12 protein-coding genes are annotated in these 15248 nt (G+C 45.6%); 8 read left to right on the top strand and 4 right to left on the bottom strand.

From position 1 onward, the window contains the following. The first annotated feature begins 32 nt into the window (after positions 1-32). Positions 33-404, top strand: a complete 372-nt coding sequence (locus ACFS5N_RS19370; protein WP_377189752.1) for a winged helix-turn-helix transcriptional regulator — start codon at positions 33-35, stop codon at positions 402-404. Between the two features lie 566 nt (positions 405-970). Here the strand turns inward: ACFS5N_RS19370 and ACFS5N_RS19365 are convergent. From ACFS5N_RS19365 to ACFS5N_RS19355, 3 genes are all read right to left on the bottom strand, one after another. Continuing rightward, positions 971-3244: a Tex family protein gene (locus ACFS5N_RS19365; protein ID WP_377189749.1), complete on the bottom strand. Its 2274-nt coding sequence runs from the start codon at positions 3242-3244 to the stop codon at positions 971-973. Positions 3245-3363: 119 nt separating this feature from the next. Then, positions 3364-3723: an iron chaperone gene (locus ACFS5N_RS19360; protein WP_377189746.1), complete on the bottom strand. Its 360-nt coding sequence runs from the start codon at positions 3721-3723 to the stop codon at positions 3364-3366. Between the two features lie 215 nt (positions 3724-3938). Beyond that, entirely contained in the window at positions 3939-5816 is a 1878-nt protein-coding gene (locus tag ACFS5N_RS19355) for a M1 family metallopeptidase (protein WP_377189743.1), read from the bottom strand. A gap of 316 nt (positions 5817-6132) precedes the next feature. Between ACFS5N_RS19355 and ACFS5N_RS19350 the strand changes: the two genes are divergently transcribed. Beyond that, positions 6133-9564, top strand: coding sequence for an ABC transporter permease (locus ACFS5N_RS19350; protein ID WP_377189739.1), 3432 nt, complete (start codon positions 6133-6135; stop codon positions 9562-9564). Positions 9565-10203: 639 nt separating this feature from the next. On the opposite strand, the gene ACFS5N_RS19345 is transcribed toward ACFS5N_RS19350, so the two are convergent. Next, on the bottom strand, positions 10204-10332 hold the full coding sequence (locus tag ACFS5N_RS19345; protein WP_377189736.1) for a hypothetical protein: 129 nt from the start codon (positions 10330-10332) through the stop codon (positions 10204-10206). Between the two features lie 159 nt (positions 10333-10491). Here ACFS5N_RS19345 and rplM point away from each other — a divergent pair, with 159 nt between their 5' ends. The 6 genes from rplM (at position 10492) to pyrH (ending at position 15186) form a co-directional block, all read left to right on the top strand. Continuing rightward, the gene (rplM, locus tag ACFS5N_RS19340; RefSeq protein WP_377189733.1) at positions 10492-10929 is read left to right on the top strand and encodes a 50S ribosomal protein L13; all 438 of its coding nucleotides are present in this window, start codon (positions 10492-10494) and stop codon (positions 10927-10929) included. Between the two features lie 23 nt (positions 10930-10952). Further along, positions 10953-11339: a 30S ribosomal protein S9 gene (gene rpsI, locus ACFS5N_RS19335; protein WP_377189730.1), complete on the top strand. Its 387-nt coding sequence runs from the start codon at positions 10953-10955 to the stop codon at positions 11337-11339. A gap of 21 nt (positions 11340-11360) precedes the next feature. Beyond that, positions 11361-12230, top strand: a complete 870-nt coding sequence (rpsB, locus tag ACFS5N_RS19330) for a 30S ribosomal protein S2 (protein ID WP_377189727.1) — start codon at positions 11361-11363, stop codon at positions 12228-12230. Between the two features lie 92 nt (positions 12231-12322). After that, on the top strand, positions 12323-13174 hold the full coding sequence (gene tsf / locus ACFS5N_RS19325; RefSeq protein ID WP_377189724.1) for a translation elongation factor Ts: 852 nt from the start codon (positions 12323-12325) through the stop codon (positions 13172-13174). 139 nt (positions 13175-13313) lie between these two features. After that, a complete protein-coding gene (gene nagA / locus ACFS5N_RS19320) occupies positions 13314-14432 on the top strand; it encodes an N-acetylglucosamine-6-phosphate deacetylase (RefSeq protein ID WP_377189721.1) in 1119 nt (372 codons plus the stop codon). Positions 14433-14481: 49 nt separating this feature from the next. Beyond that, positions 14482-15186 (top strand): UMP kinase, encoded by a 705-nt coding sequence (gene pyrH, locus ACFS5N_RS19315; protein ID WP_377189718.1) that lies wholly within the window; start codon positions 14482-14484, stop codon positions 15184-15186. Positions 15187-15248 lie beyond the last annotated feature (62 nt).

Genomic DNA, 15248 nt, shown 5'->3' with positions numbered 1-15248 from the left:
AGTAATGGCAAACTTGTCAAGTATTGACAAAAATGTCACTATTGTTAGCTATCAATATGTTAGACGAAAAAATAATTTTAAAAAAATACGACCAGGCTTGTGAATGCCCCATTACCGCAGCGGTTGGCATAGTTGGCGGCAAATGGAAGCCCGTAATAATCTGGGTATTAATGACCGGGCCCAAGCGTTTTGGCGAGCTGCATAAAATCATATCTGGCATAGCGCTCAAGGTATTATCGCGACAGCTCAAAGAACTGGAAGCTGACGGTATTATCAACCGTAAAGTTTTTGCCGAGGTGCCGCCGAGGGTAGAGTACACGTTAACCGAAAAAGGCCGTTCGCTGCAAGCTATTATGGATTTGCTGGCAGAGTGGGGGAGAGAGAATATTGTGGGAGCGAATTGACGTTAACCGTCGTGCCGAACTTGTTTCGGTATCCCACGCGCTAGGTTCTCCACCACAGTATTCACGGATACGGAGATCGTTCCGCTCAATCGCCGCGGGTAGGCTTTGTTCTTTTCCTTGATGAAAAGAACCAAAAATCAAGTCATCTGTAACGCTTCTCTACGCTCTCGGGCCTTTGCCCTGCAAAGCAGGTAAAACCTGGGCAGGGGCCTGTTGCCCCAATTTGTCGCACAAGTGCTACGCTTCAGGCAACATTCCTAACAGCCCTGCGACCGCACAATGCCACCATTGTTTTACCCGCTTTCGTCCGAAGCTGCACAGCTGACAGGGCCACTGCTCCTGTTCGGCACTCTGGTGGCTAATGAAACAAAAAAAGGCGCAAAAACATAAATTTTGCACTTACTGATTATCAGTTGATTAACAAATTTTCTTAGCGAAACTCACCGACTTTTAGTGGTGTTTCACTCTGTTTCAACCCATTTTTTAATGTGTTGATTTATAGTTTTTTAACAAAAAAAGTGTTCCAAAGTGTTTCACACTGTTTCATTTTTTGCGAAACACCTGCCTTATTTAAACATGTTCTTTAAAGCCGCTAATTTCAGTGCCATATCAGTCTCCGGCTCGGGCTCTTTTCTTTTTGGCTGATTGTTGTAATTAGGTTTACTACTGTGCTGAGGTTTGCCTTGGTTACGTGGCCGGTCCTCACGCTTGGGCTCGTCAGTTTTCATAGATAGCGAAATCCGCTTGCGGTCCACATCAACCTCTGTAACCGTAACTTCTACCTGCTGGTGCACTTTCAGTACCTCATTAGCGTCTTTAATAAACCTATTAGCAATCTGGCTCAGGTGAACCAGGCCATCCTGGTGCACGCCAATGTCCACAAAGGCGCCAAAGTTAGTGATGTTGGTGACAATGCCCGGCAGTTTCATGCCCACTTTCAGGTCGCTTATGGCATTTACGCCTTCGGTAAAACTAAAAGCCTCGAACTGCTCGCGCGGGTCGCGGCCCGGTTTGGCTAACTCGGCCATGATGTCGTTTAGGGTAGGCAGGCCCACACTATCGGTTATGTATTTTTGGAGTGGGATGCTGGCGCGCAGTTTGTCGTCGCGCATCAAGTCGGCCACGGTGCAGCCTTTATCCTTAGCCATCTGCGCCACCAGTGGGTAACGCTCGGGATGCACGGCACTGGCATCAAGTGGATTCTCGGCATTGTGGATACGCAGGAAACCGGCGGCCTGCTCATAGGCTTTATCGCCCAGGCGAGGCACTTTCTTCAATTGCTCGCGCTTTTTGAACGCACCGTTCTCATCACGATATTCTACAATTTTTTGCGCCAATTGCGGGCCCAGGCCGGATACGTAAGCCAATATCTGTTTAGAAGCGGTGTTCAGTTCCACACCTACAGCGTTTACGGCGCTGATCACCGTATCATCAAGCGAAGCTTGTAGTTTATTCTGGTCCACATCATGCTGGTACTGACCTACGCCTATTGATTTAGGGTCGATTTTTACTAGCTCAGCCAGCGGGTCCATTAACCTTCGGCCAATAGATACCGCGCCGCGCACGGTAACATCCTTGTCAGGAAACTCCTCGCGCGCAACCTCGGAGGCCGAATAGATCGACGCGCCGCTTTCGTTCACCATTACAATGTTGGCGCCCGGCAAGTTCAGTTTACGTACAGACAGTTCGGTTTCACGGCCGGCAGTACCGTTACCTATCGCGATAGCTTCAATATTATATTTTTCGAATAAATGCTGAACGGTTTTTTCAGCTTCTTTAGCCTGTCCGGTACCGGTATGCGGGAAAATAGCGGTATATTCTAATAACTTGCCTTGTTCATCCAAACAAACTACTTTGCAGCCTGTACGGAAACCAGGGTCGATAGCCATAGTGCGTTTCTGACCCAGCGGAGCCGCCAGTAATAGCTGGCGGGCATTTTCCGCAAATACACGGATAGCTTCTTCGTCGGCTTTCTTTTTGGTAAGCAGGCGCACTTCGGTTTCCATGCCTGGACGCAGCAGGCGCTTGTAACCATCGGCAATGGCCAGTTTAACCTGGTTGGCAGCTGCGTTATGCCCGGTTATAAATGCTTTTTCCAAAACATCAATAGCTTCCTCTTCGGGCGGCATTATGTCGAGGTATAAAATCTCTTCCTTCTCGCCGCGGCGCATGGCCAGCACACGGTGCGACGGTGCCGATTTTACCGGCTCCTCCCATTCAAAGTAATCTTTGAATTTAATACCCGCCTCTTCTTTACCCGGCACAACGCGACTTTTAAATATTCCTTTCTCTAGAAAAAGCTCGCGTACCTTTGTACGTACGGCAGCATCTTCGCTGATGTGCTCGGCAATGATATCGCGGGCACCATTCAGCGCATCTTCAATGCTGGCAACGCCTTTTTCCTCAGCTATATATTTTTCCGCCTCTGCCTCAATGTCAAACTTGTTTTGGGTAAGCAACGCGTCGGCCAGTGGCTGCAGGCCTTTTTCGCGGGCAGCAGTAGCACGGGTTTTTCTTTTGGGGCGATAGGGCAGGTAAATATCCTCTAAAACCACCATTGTTTCGGCAGCGTTGATTTGGGCTTCCAATTCGGGTGTTAGCTTGCCCATGTCTTTTAACGAGTTCAAAATAGCTTCGCGACGTTTGTCAAGCTCGCGCAACTGCTGTATACGGTCGCGTATGCCGGCTACCTGCACCTCGTCAAGGCTGCCGGTTAACTCCTTACGGTAACGCGAAATAAACGGAACGGTGGCGCCTTCATCAAGCAGACTAATGGTGGCGCTAACTTGTTTTTCGGCGATAGAAAATTCAGTAGCTATCTTTTTATAATGGCTTGTCATATACAATTATTGGGATAGCGAAGTTCAGCTAATGCTAAGAGATGTCAAAGCGGTGTTGGTAAATATTGGGATAATGAATGCAGAATGCTGAATGTCGAATCTTCGCTGATGAAGTAAAGTTATTTCTTCTTTTTTGCCAGATTCTTTTCAACCCGATGCCTCACAATTCTGTCAATCAAATCCAGCGGCATAGGCTTATCAAACGGAAACTGCAGCGTGCCTTTACCTGCCCGGTACTGCGCGGTCTCTTCGGCAAAAGCCTCAATACCCATTGGCGCAGGGTAAAAGCCGATATGTTTTTTATACCCGCCAAAATGCACCAGGTTGCCATTTAATATAAAAGTAGGGATGCCATATTTAATTGCTTCTGTAGCTTCAGGGGCGGTTTTTTGTATCGCTTCGCGGATGGATTGTAATTGTGCCTGGACATCCTCAGGGAAATCAGCAATGTATTCGTCTATGTTTTTTGCCTGCTTCATATTCTGAATTATCGGTTGATACAAAGCTATAGCAAGACAATCAATTATATGACGGTTAGAAAGGACATGATTAGGGGTGATTTGTGACAGAGGGATAAATTATAAAATTGTCATCCTGAGCGATAGCGAAGGATCTTATGCGCTTTACAAGCAAACTTGATAAGATCCTTCGCTATCGCTCAGGATGACAATCTGGATTCTAATATAAGGAGGTCTTACTTAGCCGTCCACTTATTATCAGCCGGAGTGGCATCCATAAATATACCACCGTCTAACATAATAGACTTGGCGGTTTTATTGGCCTTAATAGTTATGATAATGTGTTGCTGGTCTTTCTCCCAAACCTGTGAGGTAGCATGTGTACTTTGGGTGCTGCCATCGGTATAGGTTACTACGGCATCAAACGGAGCGGCAAAGCCACCTACATTAGTAATGCTTAGCTTGTAGCCACCTGCAACAGCTTGTGCATTATCTAATTTCAAATCGATATATCCATTGGTAAAGAACCAGTTATTAAAGAACCAGTTCAGGTTTCTGCCCGAACCTGTATTCATCGAGTTAAAATAATCCCAGGGGATAGGGTGCTTGCCGTGCCAGTTATCCATATAAGTATGCAGCGCTTTTTTAAATAATGCATCGCCCAGCATATCTTTTAAAGCCAGGTAGCTTAATGAGGGTTTACCATAGGCATTGTTGCCGTAGCCCTGACGCAGCTCGCTGGTGGGCGTAATAATAGGCAAATCCTCCATAGTCGATGGGTCATTGATATAACGTACAATACGGAATTTTTTATAGAAATCGTCTGCGGCTTTTTTGCCGTTTTCGGCAATGCCTATCAGGTATTCAAAAGTAGTTGCCCAACCCTCGTCCATAAAACCATACCGGGTTTCGTTAATACCCATATAAAAGGGAAAGAAAGTATGCGCCTGCTCATGATCTTGCACTAACTGTGCAAATTTCAGGTCGTCCTGGTGGCTGTCATTTACCATCATCGGGTACTCCATATCGGCAAACCCCTGAAAAACAGTCATTTTAGGGAATGGATAAGGTACCCCCGGCCAGTTGCGTGAAAACCAACCCAGGGCATTGCGGCTAAATTGTACCGAGTGATGAAAATCTTCAGATTTGTCCGGATAAGCAGCCTGCACGCTGGTAATGCGGTGGGTTGCATCGTCAACTACTACGCTGGCGGCGTCCCAATTATAGTGGTCGCTTATCCCCACGGCCATATCTGAGATATCGGTAGCCGTCCAGGTCCAGGTATTGGTTTCGTTCTGTGCCGTGATATTTTTAGCTGCGAGGTCGGCCGGCGTAGCAATATGAATGGTGCTGTCGCTGGTCATTGATTGCTGTAAGCGTTTGGCGGCTTCGGGCTGTAAAACTTTGTCGGCATTACGCAAGGTGCCGGTGCTCCAAACAATAAAGTTTTTAGGTACCGTTACGTTAAGCGTGTAATTGTTAAAATCGTTATAAAACTCCTGCGCATCCAAAAATGCGAGGGTGTCCCACCCGTTATAGTCATCATACACCGAAACGCGCGGATAGAAGTAAGCTAAATAGAAGGTGGTAGGGTCAATCACTCCTTCACGGCCGCTCTCTTTTGATAAGTCAAAATGCCAGTCGATGTTTAGCTTGACAGAATCGTGAGGCATTAAAGGCTTAGCAAGGCCAACCATTTGGTTGGTGCCCGATGCTGCGGCGTTGTTCCATTTAGCCATTGCACCTCCGGCTTCAAATTTGTCTATCTGAATGCCTTCGGTCAGATAGTCGTTACTTGCGTTGCCGGCGCGGGCTACTCCCGGGCGGTGGATATTCAGGATGAGCTTTAGGTTGAGCCTTTTCAGCGTATCAGGGCTATTGTTATAATAAGTGATTTGCTCAGAACCCTTAACCATGCGGCTTGGCGGGGCAACGGTGATGCTTATATTATAGTTGCCTGTATTTTGCCAATAGTTTTTGCCGGGTTTGCCGCTCAGGTCGCGGGTGCCTTTGTTAAAAGCTTTCTGAATATCGCGCGGCATGTAGAGTTTCTGCGCGTTGGCCTGTACCATAAAAAGGCATAGCAAAGCCGAGAGTGAGATGGTTTTAAACATCGGTTTTAGCGTTTGGGATAATAAAATCAGTTTGTTGGGTGTAAAAGTAGTAATTACTACTTTGATTTTGGGTGAGGGGAAATGTTACAAGTGCTATTAAATATAGCGCCGATTGTGTAATTTTCACGAGTTGATGCGACACTTTTTTGGGTAGTTCACGCGACAATATATGGTGCTGCGAGGCAATATGACTTCAAAAGCCAAAAGCGAACACCCTGTTGTTCGCTTTTAATACAGCACCGATCCAAATATTCTATAATTGCTTGATTACAAAAGGACTGGTATATTGGACCAAGGTTTGAGGAAGCGAATCATATTGGAAAACCATTTTTTTTATATCCGGTCATATGACCTTTTTTCGCTGGCGACGCTTTTCATCGGGCTGACCATTGCGCTGCTTTTAGGATTTGCCAAAAATCCTTCAAAGAGGATGAACTTGTGTTTAAGTTTCGCCTTAACAGTTGTGGTGCTGAAAGCAGGCGGCCTTAGTGGCTTCTTCTTACCGGCGTTAGGCCCGCTCCTATATTTCTATGTGCGGGCGTTAACCTGCCCTGATCAGCGGTTTCATAGAAATGACTTGTTTCATCTTTGTCCTTTACTGGCCGCCTGGTGGCTGCCGGTTTGGCTGATCTTAATTTCAGTTATCATTTATTTGTACCTGTCCTATCGATTGATCCAGCGTTTTTATGACCGGTTACAGCCGGTGCTGATGGACCGGCCGCGATACGCCTTCCGCTCGCTTAACCGTGTATTACTGTTGCTCGGCGCACTTTGCGCATTGGCATTTTTTAGCAATCACCTCTTTTTTGGTATTGCTTTCGTGCTGATGCTCCAAGCCGCTACGACCCTCCTGAAACCGGACGGCAGCCTGCAACTCACTTTAACCCATAGTGAAACCGCAGACGCCAGGGAAAAAGGCCGCAGGTTAAAAGAAGGGGTGGCAGCGGGCCGCTTTTATGCGGACGCGGAACTGACGCTGGCCACGCTGGCAGTGAAATTAGCCATTCATCCGCATGAACTGTCCAAAGTGATCAACCTGGGCCTGAAAAAGAACTTCAGCGATTTTATTAACGAATTCCGGGTTCGTGAAGTGACACGGCGAATGGCAGATCCTGTCCAGGATAAGTTCACTTTATTGGCCATCGCATACGAATCGGGCTTTAACTCAAAAACGACCTTCAACCGTGTCTTCCGGGAACTCACCGGGAAAACACCCCTGGAATATAAGAACTGCCTGCGCAAAAAGGTGCCAATTGATAAGTTGGTACGACAGCCGGGAGCAAAGCAGCTACTATTGCGTTCGGAAAACACTATACGCAATATCATGTTCAAAAATTATTTTAAGATCGCCTACCGGCAGCTGCTCCGGCAAAAAATGTACGCCGCTATCAAGATCGGCGGTTTTGCCCTGGGGATCGCAGCTTGTTTATTGATTGGCTTGTATATTCACAATGAAATGACCTTCGACCGGTTTTACCCTGGTGCCGGGCGGATATACCGGGTGGTCGGCGATGGCGAAATGAGCCGCGGCCTGGCCTGGCCCGCACCCTTATCGAAAGCGATACAGCAGGATTTTCCGGAAGTGGAGTTCGCCGGGCGCATGCGTTTGGTCAACTCTTATCTTGGCCATGCGGAACTGCGCCGTGCCGATCAGCAGCAAAACACCTACGAACAAGGGATCATTTACATCGACCAGTCCTTCTTCAGTGCATTCCAGCTGCCCATGGTTTATGGCACTGTTGCTGCCGCGCTAAAGGAGCCGCAAACGATGGTGATCTCGAAAACCATCGCCGATAAATACTATCCCGGCAAAAATCCTTTGGGGCAGGTAATGTATATTGATGATGATCAAAAGCATCCGTATCGCATCGGCGGCGTTATGGCCGATATTCCGGCCAACTCACATTTACATCCCTTTCATTTTTTCATTACCCTTACGGGAATGGAGTTTGGAGCAGGCGAGCAAAATAGCTGGAGTTGGTACAACTATATCCAGTATGTTAAACTCAAAGCCGGTACCAACCTGGCTGCATTTGAAGAAAAACTCAATACCGGCCTGCGAAAAAATTACCTGGTGCCTGAAGCCCGTAAAGGCGGTGCACAAGACCCCATAGCAGCGGCGGCAAAGTTTCACGTTTACCTGCAGCCGGTACCAGATATTAACCTTTATTCTTATGATTTTCCCGACGGCCTGACCAATGGTGATATCCGATTTGTCTGGCTGTTTGCTGCGATCGCGCTGTTTATCCTGCTTATCGCCAGCATCAATTTTATCAATCTCTCTACGGCAAAATCGGCTAACCGCGCTAAAGAAGTTGGCCTGCGCAAAGTCGTAGGTTCCAACCGCAGCAGCCTCGTCGCACAGTTCCTGGCCGAATCCGTGCTTTACAGCCTGGTATCTTTTGTCCTGGGTATTTTTATCGCCTGGTTATTTCTGCCCTACTTTAACGGGATTGCTGCCCGGTCGCTGAGCATGCCCTGGCTGGAATGGTGGTTCGCGCCGGTGATCTTGTTTTCTGCTGTATTTGTCGGTACACTGGCCGGGTTATATCCAGCATTTTACCTGTCCGCTTTTAAGCCCGGACAAGTCCTAAAGGGCGCGATCAGTGCCGGCAGCAAAAGCTCCGTACTTCGTAATGGCCTGGTCGTATTCCAGTTCGCGGCTTCCATCATACTGATCATCGGTACGGTGGTGATCTATAACCAAATGCATTTTATCTTGAACCGCAAAGCCGGCTTCGATAAGGACCAGGTGATGATCCTGCAAAGCACCAATACGCTGGGCGACCGGAACATCAAAAGTTTCAAAACCGAATTGAGCAAGATCGCTGCCGTTAAAAGCGCTTCCATCAGCGATTACCTGCCGGTCAGCGGCACCTCGCGGAACGGGAACGCCTTTTTTAAAGAGGGGCGCGACAAAATTGATCCTGCTGTACTTGGCCAGATCTGGCAGGTGGATGATACTTACCTGCCAACCCTGGGCATGAAGCTAGTGGAAGGCCGGAACTTTTCCTACCACATAGCCAGCGATACCTCCGGCAGCTCAGTCATTATCAACCAAAAAATGGTTAAAGCATTGAGCTTGCAGCATCCCATCGGTGCCAGGATCAGTGACAACGGGACCTTTACGGTAATCGGCGTGGTACAGGATTTTAACTACGAGTCCTTAAGGAGCGAAATCCAACCCGTCATGCTTCACTTTGGGATTAGTAATTCCATGATGACCGTCAAACTCCGCGGCGGCGATCTGCTAAGCGGCGTCAGTCAAATTACCGCTCTCTGGAAAACCTACTCGCCTAATCAGCCCATTCGTTATACTTTCCTCGATGACGCGTTTACCGCTATGTATGCTGACGTGACGCGTATGGGCAAAATATTTACCAGCTTTGCAGTATTGGCAATCATCATCGCTTGCCTGGGATTGTTCGCGCTTTCGGCTTTCTTAGCCGAGCAGCGCAGTAAGGAGATCGGCATCCGCAAAGTATTAGGAGCCAGTGTGCAGGGCATCACCACTTTGCTGTCCCTTGATTTTATCCGGCTGGTGGTGATCGCTATCCTGGTTGCCTCACCCATTGCCTGGTGGGCCATGCATCAATGGCTGCAGAGTTTCGCCTACCGGATCACGATCAGCTGGTGGATGTTTGCAATAGCCGGGTTTGGCGCTATTATGATCGCGCTGATCACCGTCAGCTTTCAGTCCGTTAACGCTGCCCTGGCCAACCCTGTAAAAAGCTTGCGGTCGGAATAAATGCAATAGCGCATGTGATTCGCATATTGGCCATGCGCATACAAAAAACTTGCCGGTCTCAGGCAAAAATAAAGGGTAAACAGATGGCCCCAAAGCTGGAAGATATTACCGGAGAGCGTTTACCGGCCATGGATGCCAATCGCATCAATAGGCAGGTTTATCAGTCAACAACTCGGTCGGTCACCGCCAGTGATTGACTGGTCGCTGGGTCGGATCCACCTAAGAGGTTTCATTTGCATTTAAACAGGTAGTGTTTATGGCGCAAAAGTGTCCCTCCAAAACCTATGTATAATAACCTTTTAACACTGAGTTAGCAGTGTCGCATGAAGTAGTTCAAAAAGTGTCGGATCATCTTGTGAAAATGACAGATTGTTACGGCTTGTGTGAAAAACGGAGTTTACGATAACTTGATCGCCTTTGATTTTGAATATCACTACAAATGGAAACATATGAACTTGGGCAAAACGGTATTTCTTAGAAAATTTCATTTGGTAATGTAAAGGAGATGTTTGAATAGACCGAATGTGATTACAACTTCCAGTAAATATCTTTCACCTAAACCTTGTTGTTGACTTTCATACCAATCGGCAGATTGGCGCATGTCTTTTCTTGCTCTTTCAAGAACCCGAAGCTGGTACATTATAATTTATCGCCAAGCAAAAGATTATCAGTATCATCTTCCTTAACATAATCATATTTCATGCTGTCAAGAAAGGCTAATAACTTTGATTCTTCTTGTTGATTATGTGGGTTTACGACAATGCTCATATCCAAATTTAAAGCTTTAACATTACACTTCAAAAAGCAACTTTACAAAATCATTAAAATAACCCGCAAAACCCCTTGCAAGTAAAGTAAATAAGCGTATCTTTGCAGTCCCGAAAAAGCGGGGTTATATTAACATTTTAATAATTTAATTTAAAGCAAGTGAATACGTTAAGTTACAAAACTGTCTCAGCCAACAAAAAAACCGTTAACAAACAATGGGTTGTTGTTGACGCAGAAGGCGAGATTTTGGGGCGCTTGTCTACTAAGATCGCAATGATCATCCGTGGAAAAAACAAGCCTGATTTTACCCCAAACGTAGACTGCGGCGATAATGTAATCGTTATCAACGCAGACAAGGTTAAATTGACCGGAAACAAGTTTAGCGATAAACAATATGTTTCTTACACCGGCTATCCGGGCGGTCAGCGTTTCATTTCTCCTAAGGAGTTAATGGCGAAACATCCAACCCGCGTAATTGAAAAAGCGGTACGTGGTATGTTACCTAAAAATCGTTTGGGCAAAGCATTGTTTAACAACCTGCACGTTTATGCAGGCGCTGAACATCCTCACGCAGCTCAAAACCCAAAAGCCATTTAATTTAAAACTCTAAGGAAAAAGAAATGCCAACAACTAACACTTCAGGCAGAAGAAAAACAGCCGTTGCACGTATCTACCTTAGCGAAGGTAGCGGTGCTATTACCGTTAACGGTAAAGATTACAAAGAATACTTCCCTACATTGCCATTGCAATACGTAGTTACTCAATCAACAGAAGTTGCCGGTGTTGCCGGACAATATGATGTTAAAGTAAACGTAGCAGGTGGTGGTGTTAAAGGCCAGGCAGAAGCAGTACGCTTAGCTATTGCTAAAGCTATTGTTGAACTCGATGCTGAAAAGAAACCTGCATTGCGTGCTAAAGGTTTAATGACTCGTGATAACCGTATGGTTGAGCGTAAAAAACCAGGTCGCAAGAAAGCACGTAAGAGATTCCAATTCAGTAAACGTTAATATTTTAAGGAGGACAACACAATGGCAAGAACAACATACGACGAGTTACTGGACGCAGGTGTACACTTCGGTCACCTTACCCGCAAATGGGATCCGAAAATGTCACAGTACATTTTCATGGAGCGTAATGGTATCCACATTATCGATTTAAATAAAACCTTATCAAAGGTTGAAGAAGCTGCTGCAGCTATAAAACAAATTGTAAAATCAGGACGTAAAGTTTTATTCGTAGCTACTAAAAAGCAAGCGAAAGACATCGTTGCTGAGCATGCAAAAACAGTAAACATGCCTTTCGTAACCGAGCGTTGGTTAGGTGGTATGTTAACTAACTTCGCTACCGTACGTAAGTCAATCAAAAAGATGTCAAACATCGACAAATTGACTAAAGACGGTACTTACACCAACCTTTCTAAAAAAGAAAGATTGATGATTCAGCGTGAGCGTATCAAATTGGAAACTTTGTTAGGTGGTATTGCCGATTTGAACCGCTTACCGGCTGCATTGTTCCTGATTGACGTTAAGAAAGAGCACATCGCTGTATCTGAAGCATTAAAGTTAAACATCCCAACCTTTGCAATGGTTGATACCAACTCTGATCCTTCAAATATCGATTTTCCTATTCCGGCTAATGACGACGCTACAAAATCAATTTCATTGATCACCAGCATCATCATCAAAGCTATCGAAGAAGGTTTAGAAGAGCGTAAACGCGAGAAAGACGACGAAGCTGAAAAAGAAGCAGCTCAAGCTAAGGCAAAAGCCGACGCTCCTGAAGGTGCTGACAAACCGACCATTGCCGGCGAAGGCAAAAGAGCGCGTAAAGCGCCGGTTGAAGCTGCTGCTGCTATCGAAGAAGAAGCTCCGGCTGCTGACGATACAACAGAAGAATAATAATATTTAGTCGTAAGTCTGGAGCCTATAGTCGTCAATGACTTTAGACTTTGGGCTTACGACTTTTAACTTATAAAAAAGGAAAACAAAAGATGTCTACAGTACAAATCTCTGCATCAGATGTAAACAAACTGCGCCAGCAAACTGGTGCCGGTATGATGGATTGCAAAAAAGCTTTAACTGAAACCAATGGTGATTTTGAAGCTGCTATTGATTTTTTAAGAAAAAAAGGTGCTAAAGTAGCTGCCAGCCGTCAAGACCGCGAGTCTAACGAAGGTGTGGTTGTTTCTCGTACTTCTGCCGATGGCAAACGCGGTGTGATCATTGAGTTAAACTGCGAAACCGACTTCGTGGCTAAAAACGCTGAGTTTGTTGCTTTTGCTAACGCAATAGCTAACGAAGCAGTTGAACAAGCTCCCAAATCAGTTGAAGAGTTGAACCAATTGTCAATCGACCTGGAAAACTCACGTTTAACAATCGCTGAGGCTTGCATCGAAAAAACCGGTAAAATCGGCGAAAAAATCGGTGTTTCTAAGTTTGAAGTTATTGAAGGCGAGAAAGTTGTTGCTTACATTCACGGTAACTACCGTTTAGGTGTATTGGTAGCTTTGAATAAAAACGTCGACGGTGCTGAAGATGCTGGTAAAGACGTTGCAATGCAGATTGCAGCAATGAACCCAATTGCCTTAGATAAAGACGGTGTTGATGCTTCTACTATCGAGCGCGAATTGGAAATTGCTAAAGACCAGATCCGTGCAGAAGGCAAACCAGAAGAAATGGTTGAAAAAATTGCCGCCGGTAAATTGAATAAATTCTACAAAGACTCAACCCTGTTAAACCAGGAGTTTGTTAAGGATTCTTCGAAAAACGTATCGCAATTCTTAGATGCGGTTGAGAAAGGCCTTACCGTAACAGCCTTTAAACGAGTAGCTTTAGGAGCTTAGTCATATTGAATCCCCCGATGAAAATCGGGGGATTTTTTTTTGCTGTCCCACCCAACCCTCCCCGGTAGGGCGGGCTTTTTAATATATAATTAAATCAAATAATAAAGTCTCCCCTTCCGGGAGATATTTAGAGGGGACCATGAAAACTGCATTACACAATTTAAGGCTGATAACCGATGGCATGATAGCCACCAGTAAGGCTGTTATAATTGAAAATGATAAGATCGTAGACATTATAGCAGATGCACAGCTTCCTGCCGATGTTAAGCAGATCGACCTGCAAAATAATTACCTTGCGCCGGGTTTAATTGATCTGCAAATTTACGGCAGTGGTTCTCCTCTTTTTTTTGGCGGCAATCCATCGGCAGCTGCTTTGGCGCAAATGGAACAATCGCTATTGGCTCAGGGTTGTACCGGTTTCCTGGCGACGATAGCTACCAATACTGATGATGTGGTTGCGCGTGGTATAGACGCGGCATTACAACATTGGGATAATCGATTGGGCAACTTTTGGGGTTTACACCTGGAAGGGCCGTTCTTAAATAGCGAACGCTGTGGCGCGCATCCACCTGCGTTAATTAAAAAGGCGACTTTAACTTTAGTAAAAGGCTGGGTCGAAAAAGCTAAGGGCTTGATCAAAATGATCACTATTGCGCCCGAGCTGCAGGATGCTGATGTAATTGAATATCTGCATGCACAAGGTATTGTGTTATCATCCGGCCATAGTAATGCTACTTATACAGAGGGTAAAGTATTTTTAAATAAACCAATACAGGCTGTCACACATTTATTTAATGCTATGCCGCCTATGCATCACCGAAACCCGGGCTATATCCCTGCGATATTTGAAGAGCGCCCTTTTACCAGCATTGTGGTTGATGGTATCCACGTCGACCCGGTAATGGTGCGTTTGGCTAAACGGGAATTGACCGATAAGCTGTTTCTGATTACCGACGCGGTTACCGAATCAGATCAGGGCACTTATCAGCATAAATTTAAGGGCGACAGGTACGTAATGCCTGACGGAACACTTTCTGGTTCATCACTCAGCATGCTAAAAGCCGTACAAAATTGCGTGGAACTAGTGGACATTGACTTGCCGGAAGCCGTTAACATGGCTTCGCTATATCCGGCACAACTTGTAGGCGCAGCAAATAGAGGGCAAATAAACAAAGGCTGCGTTGCCGACCTGATTGTTTTTGATGATGATTTCAACATACACCATGTAATACTGGGCGGGTTAATAAAAACCACATAAAATTTTAACAGAAGCTTTATTTATATATTTTTGACAAACTCCATAATCCATGAAATACAAAAGAATATTACTAAAACTAAGCGGTGAGTCTTTAATGGGCGACAGGCAGTACGGTATTGATAACAAACAAGTTCTGCAATACGCCCAAGATATTAAAAACGTTTATGACAAAGGCGTCGAAATAGCGGTTGTAGTAGGTGGCGGTAATATTTTTAGAGGATTAAGCGCTGAAAAATCAGGTATGGACCGTGCGCAGGCCGATTATATGGGCATGCTGGCTACCGTGATTAACTGCATGGCTTTGCAAAATGCATTGGAGAGCGTCGGTGTTGAAACCCGTTTGCAATCGGCAATTAAAATGGAGCAGATCTGTGAGCCTTACATTCGCCGCCGTGCTATGCACCATCTTGAATTGGGTAAAATCGTAATCTTTGGTGCAGGCACCGGTAACCCATATTTCACTACTGATACTGCCGCTTCTCTGCGTGCTATTGAGATTAAGGCTGACGTTGTGTTAAAAGGCACCCGTGTTGACGGTATCTATACGGCCGATCCGGAGAAAGACTTAAATGCAACCCGTTACGACGAAATTACCTTTCAGGAAGTTTATGACAAAGGCCTGAACGTGATGGACATGACAGCCATTACCCTTTGCCAGGAAAATAAATTACCCATTATTGTATTTGACATGAACAAACCGGGCAACTTTCAAAAAATTGCCGATGGCGAACATATTGGTACTTTGGTGAAGTAATGATTATAGCCTGAAGCCTGTAGCTTCGTTATTGATACAACATAGGCTATTTCATAGATTTT

It is taken from the genome of Mucilaginibacter ximonensis (genome assembly GCF_042686265.1).
In the GTDB taxonomy this organism is placed as follows: Bacteria; Bacteroidota; Bacteroidia; order Sphingobacteriales; family Sphingobacteriaceae; genus Mucilaginibacter; species Mucilaginibacter ximonensis.
The sequence above is the reverse complement of the archived record's forward strand: the minus strand, read 5'-3'. Positions and strand labels throughout refer to the sequence as shown.

Bases quoted from the DNA above. Each gene is read 5' to 3' on its own strand.
- rpsB (WP_377189727.1), top strand. From the start codon at position 11,361: ATGGCAAGAACAACATACGACGAGTTACTGGACGCAGGTGTACACTTC.
- tsf (WP_377189724.1), top strand. From the start codon at position 12,323: ATGTCTACAGTACAAATCTCTGCATCAGATGTAAACAAACTGCGCCAG.
- ACFS5N_RS19370 (WP_377189752.1), top strand. From the start codon at position 33: ATGTCACTATTGTTAGCTATCAATATGTTAGACGAAAAAATAATTTTA.
- ACFS5N_RS19355 (WP_377189743.1), bottom strand. From the start codon at position 5,816: ATGTTTAAAACCATCTCACTCTCGGCTTTGCTATGCCTTTTTATGGTA.
- ACFS5N_RS19365 (WP_377189749.1), bottom strand. From the start codon at position 3,244: ATGACAAGCCATTATAAAAAGATAGCTACTGAATTTTCTATCGCCGAA.
- rpsI (WP_377189730.1), top strand. From the start codon at position 10,953: ATGCCAACAACTAACACTTCAGGCAGAAGAAAAACAGCCGTTGCACGT.
- nagA (WP_377189721.1), top strand. From the start codon at position 13,314: ATGAAAACTGCATTACACAATTTAAGGCTGATAACCGATGGCATGATA.
- ACFS5N_RS19360 (WP_377189746.1), bottom strand. From the start codon at position 3,723: ATGAAGCAGGCAAAAAACATAGACGAATACATTGCTGATTTCCCTGAG.
- ACFS5N_RS19345 (WP_377189736.1), bottom strand. From the start codon at position 10,332: ATGAGCATTGTCGTAAACCCACATAATCAACAAGAAGAATCAAAGTTA.
- pyrH (WP_377189718.1), top strand. From the start codon at position 14,482: ATGAAATACAAAAGAATATTACTAAAACTAAGCGGTGAGTCTTTAATG.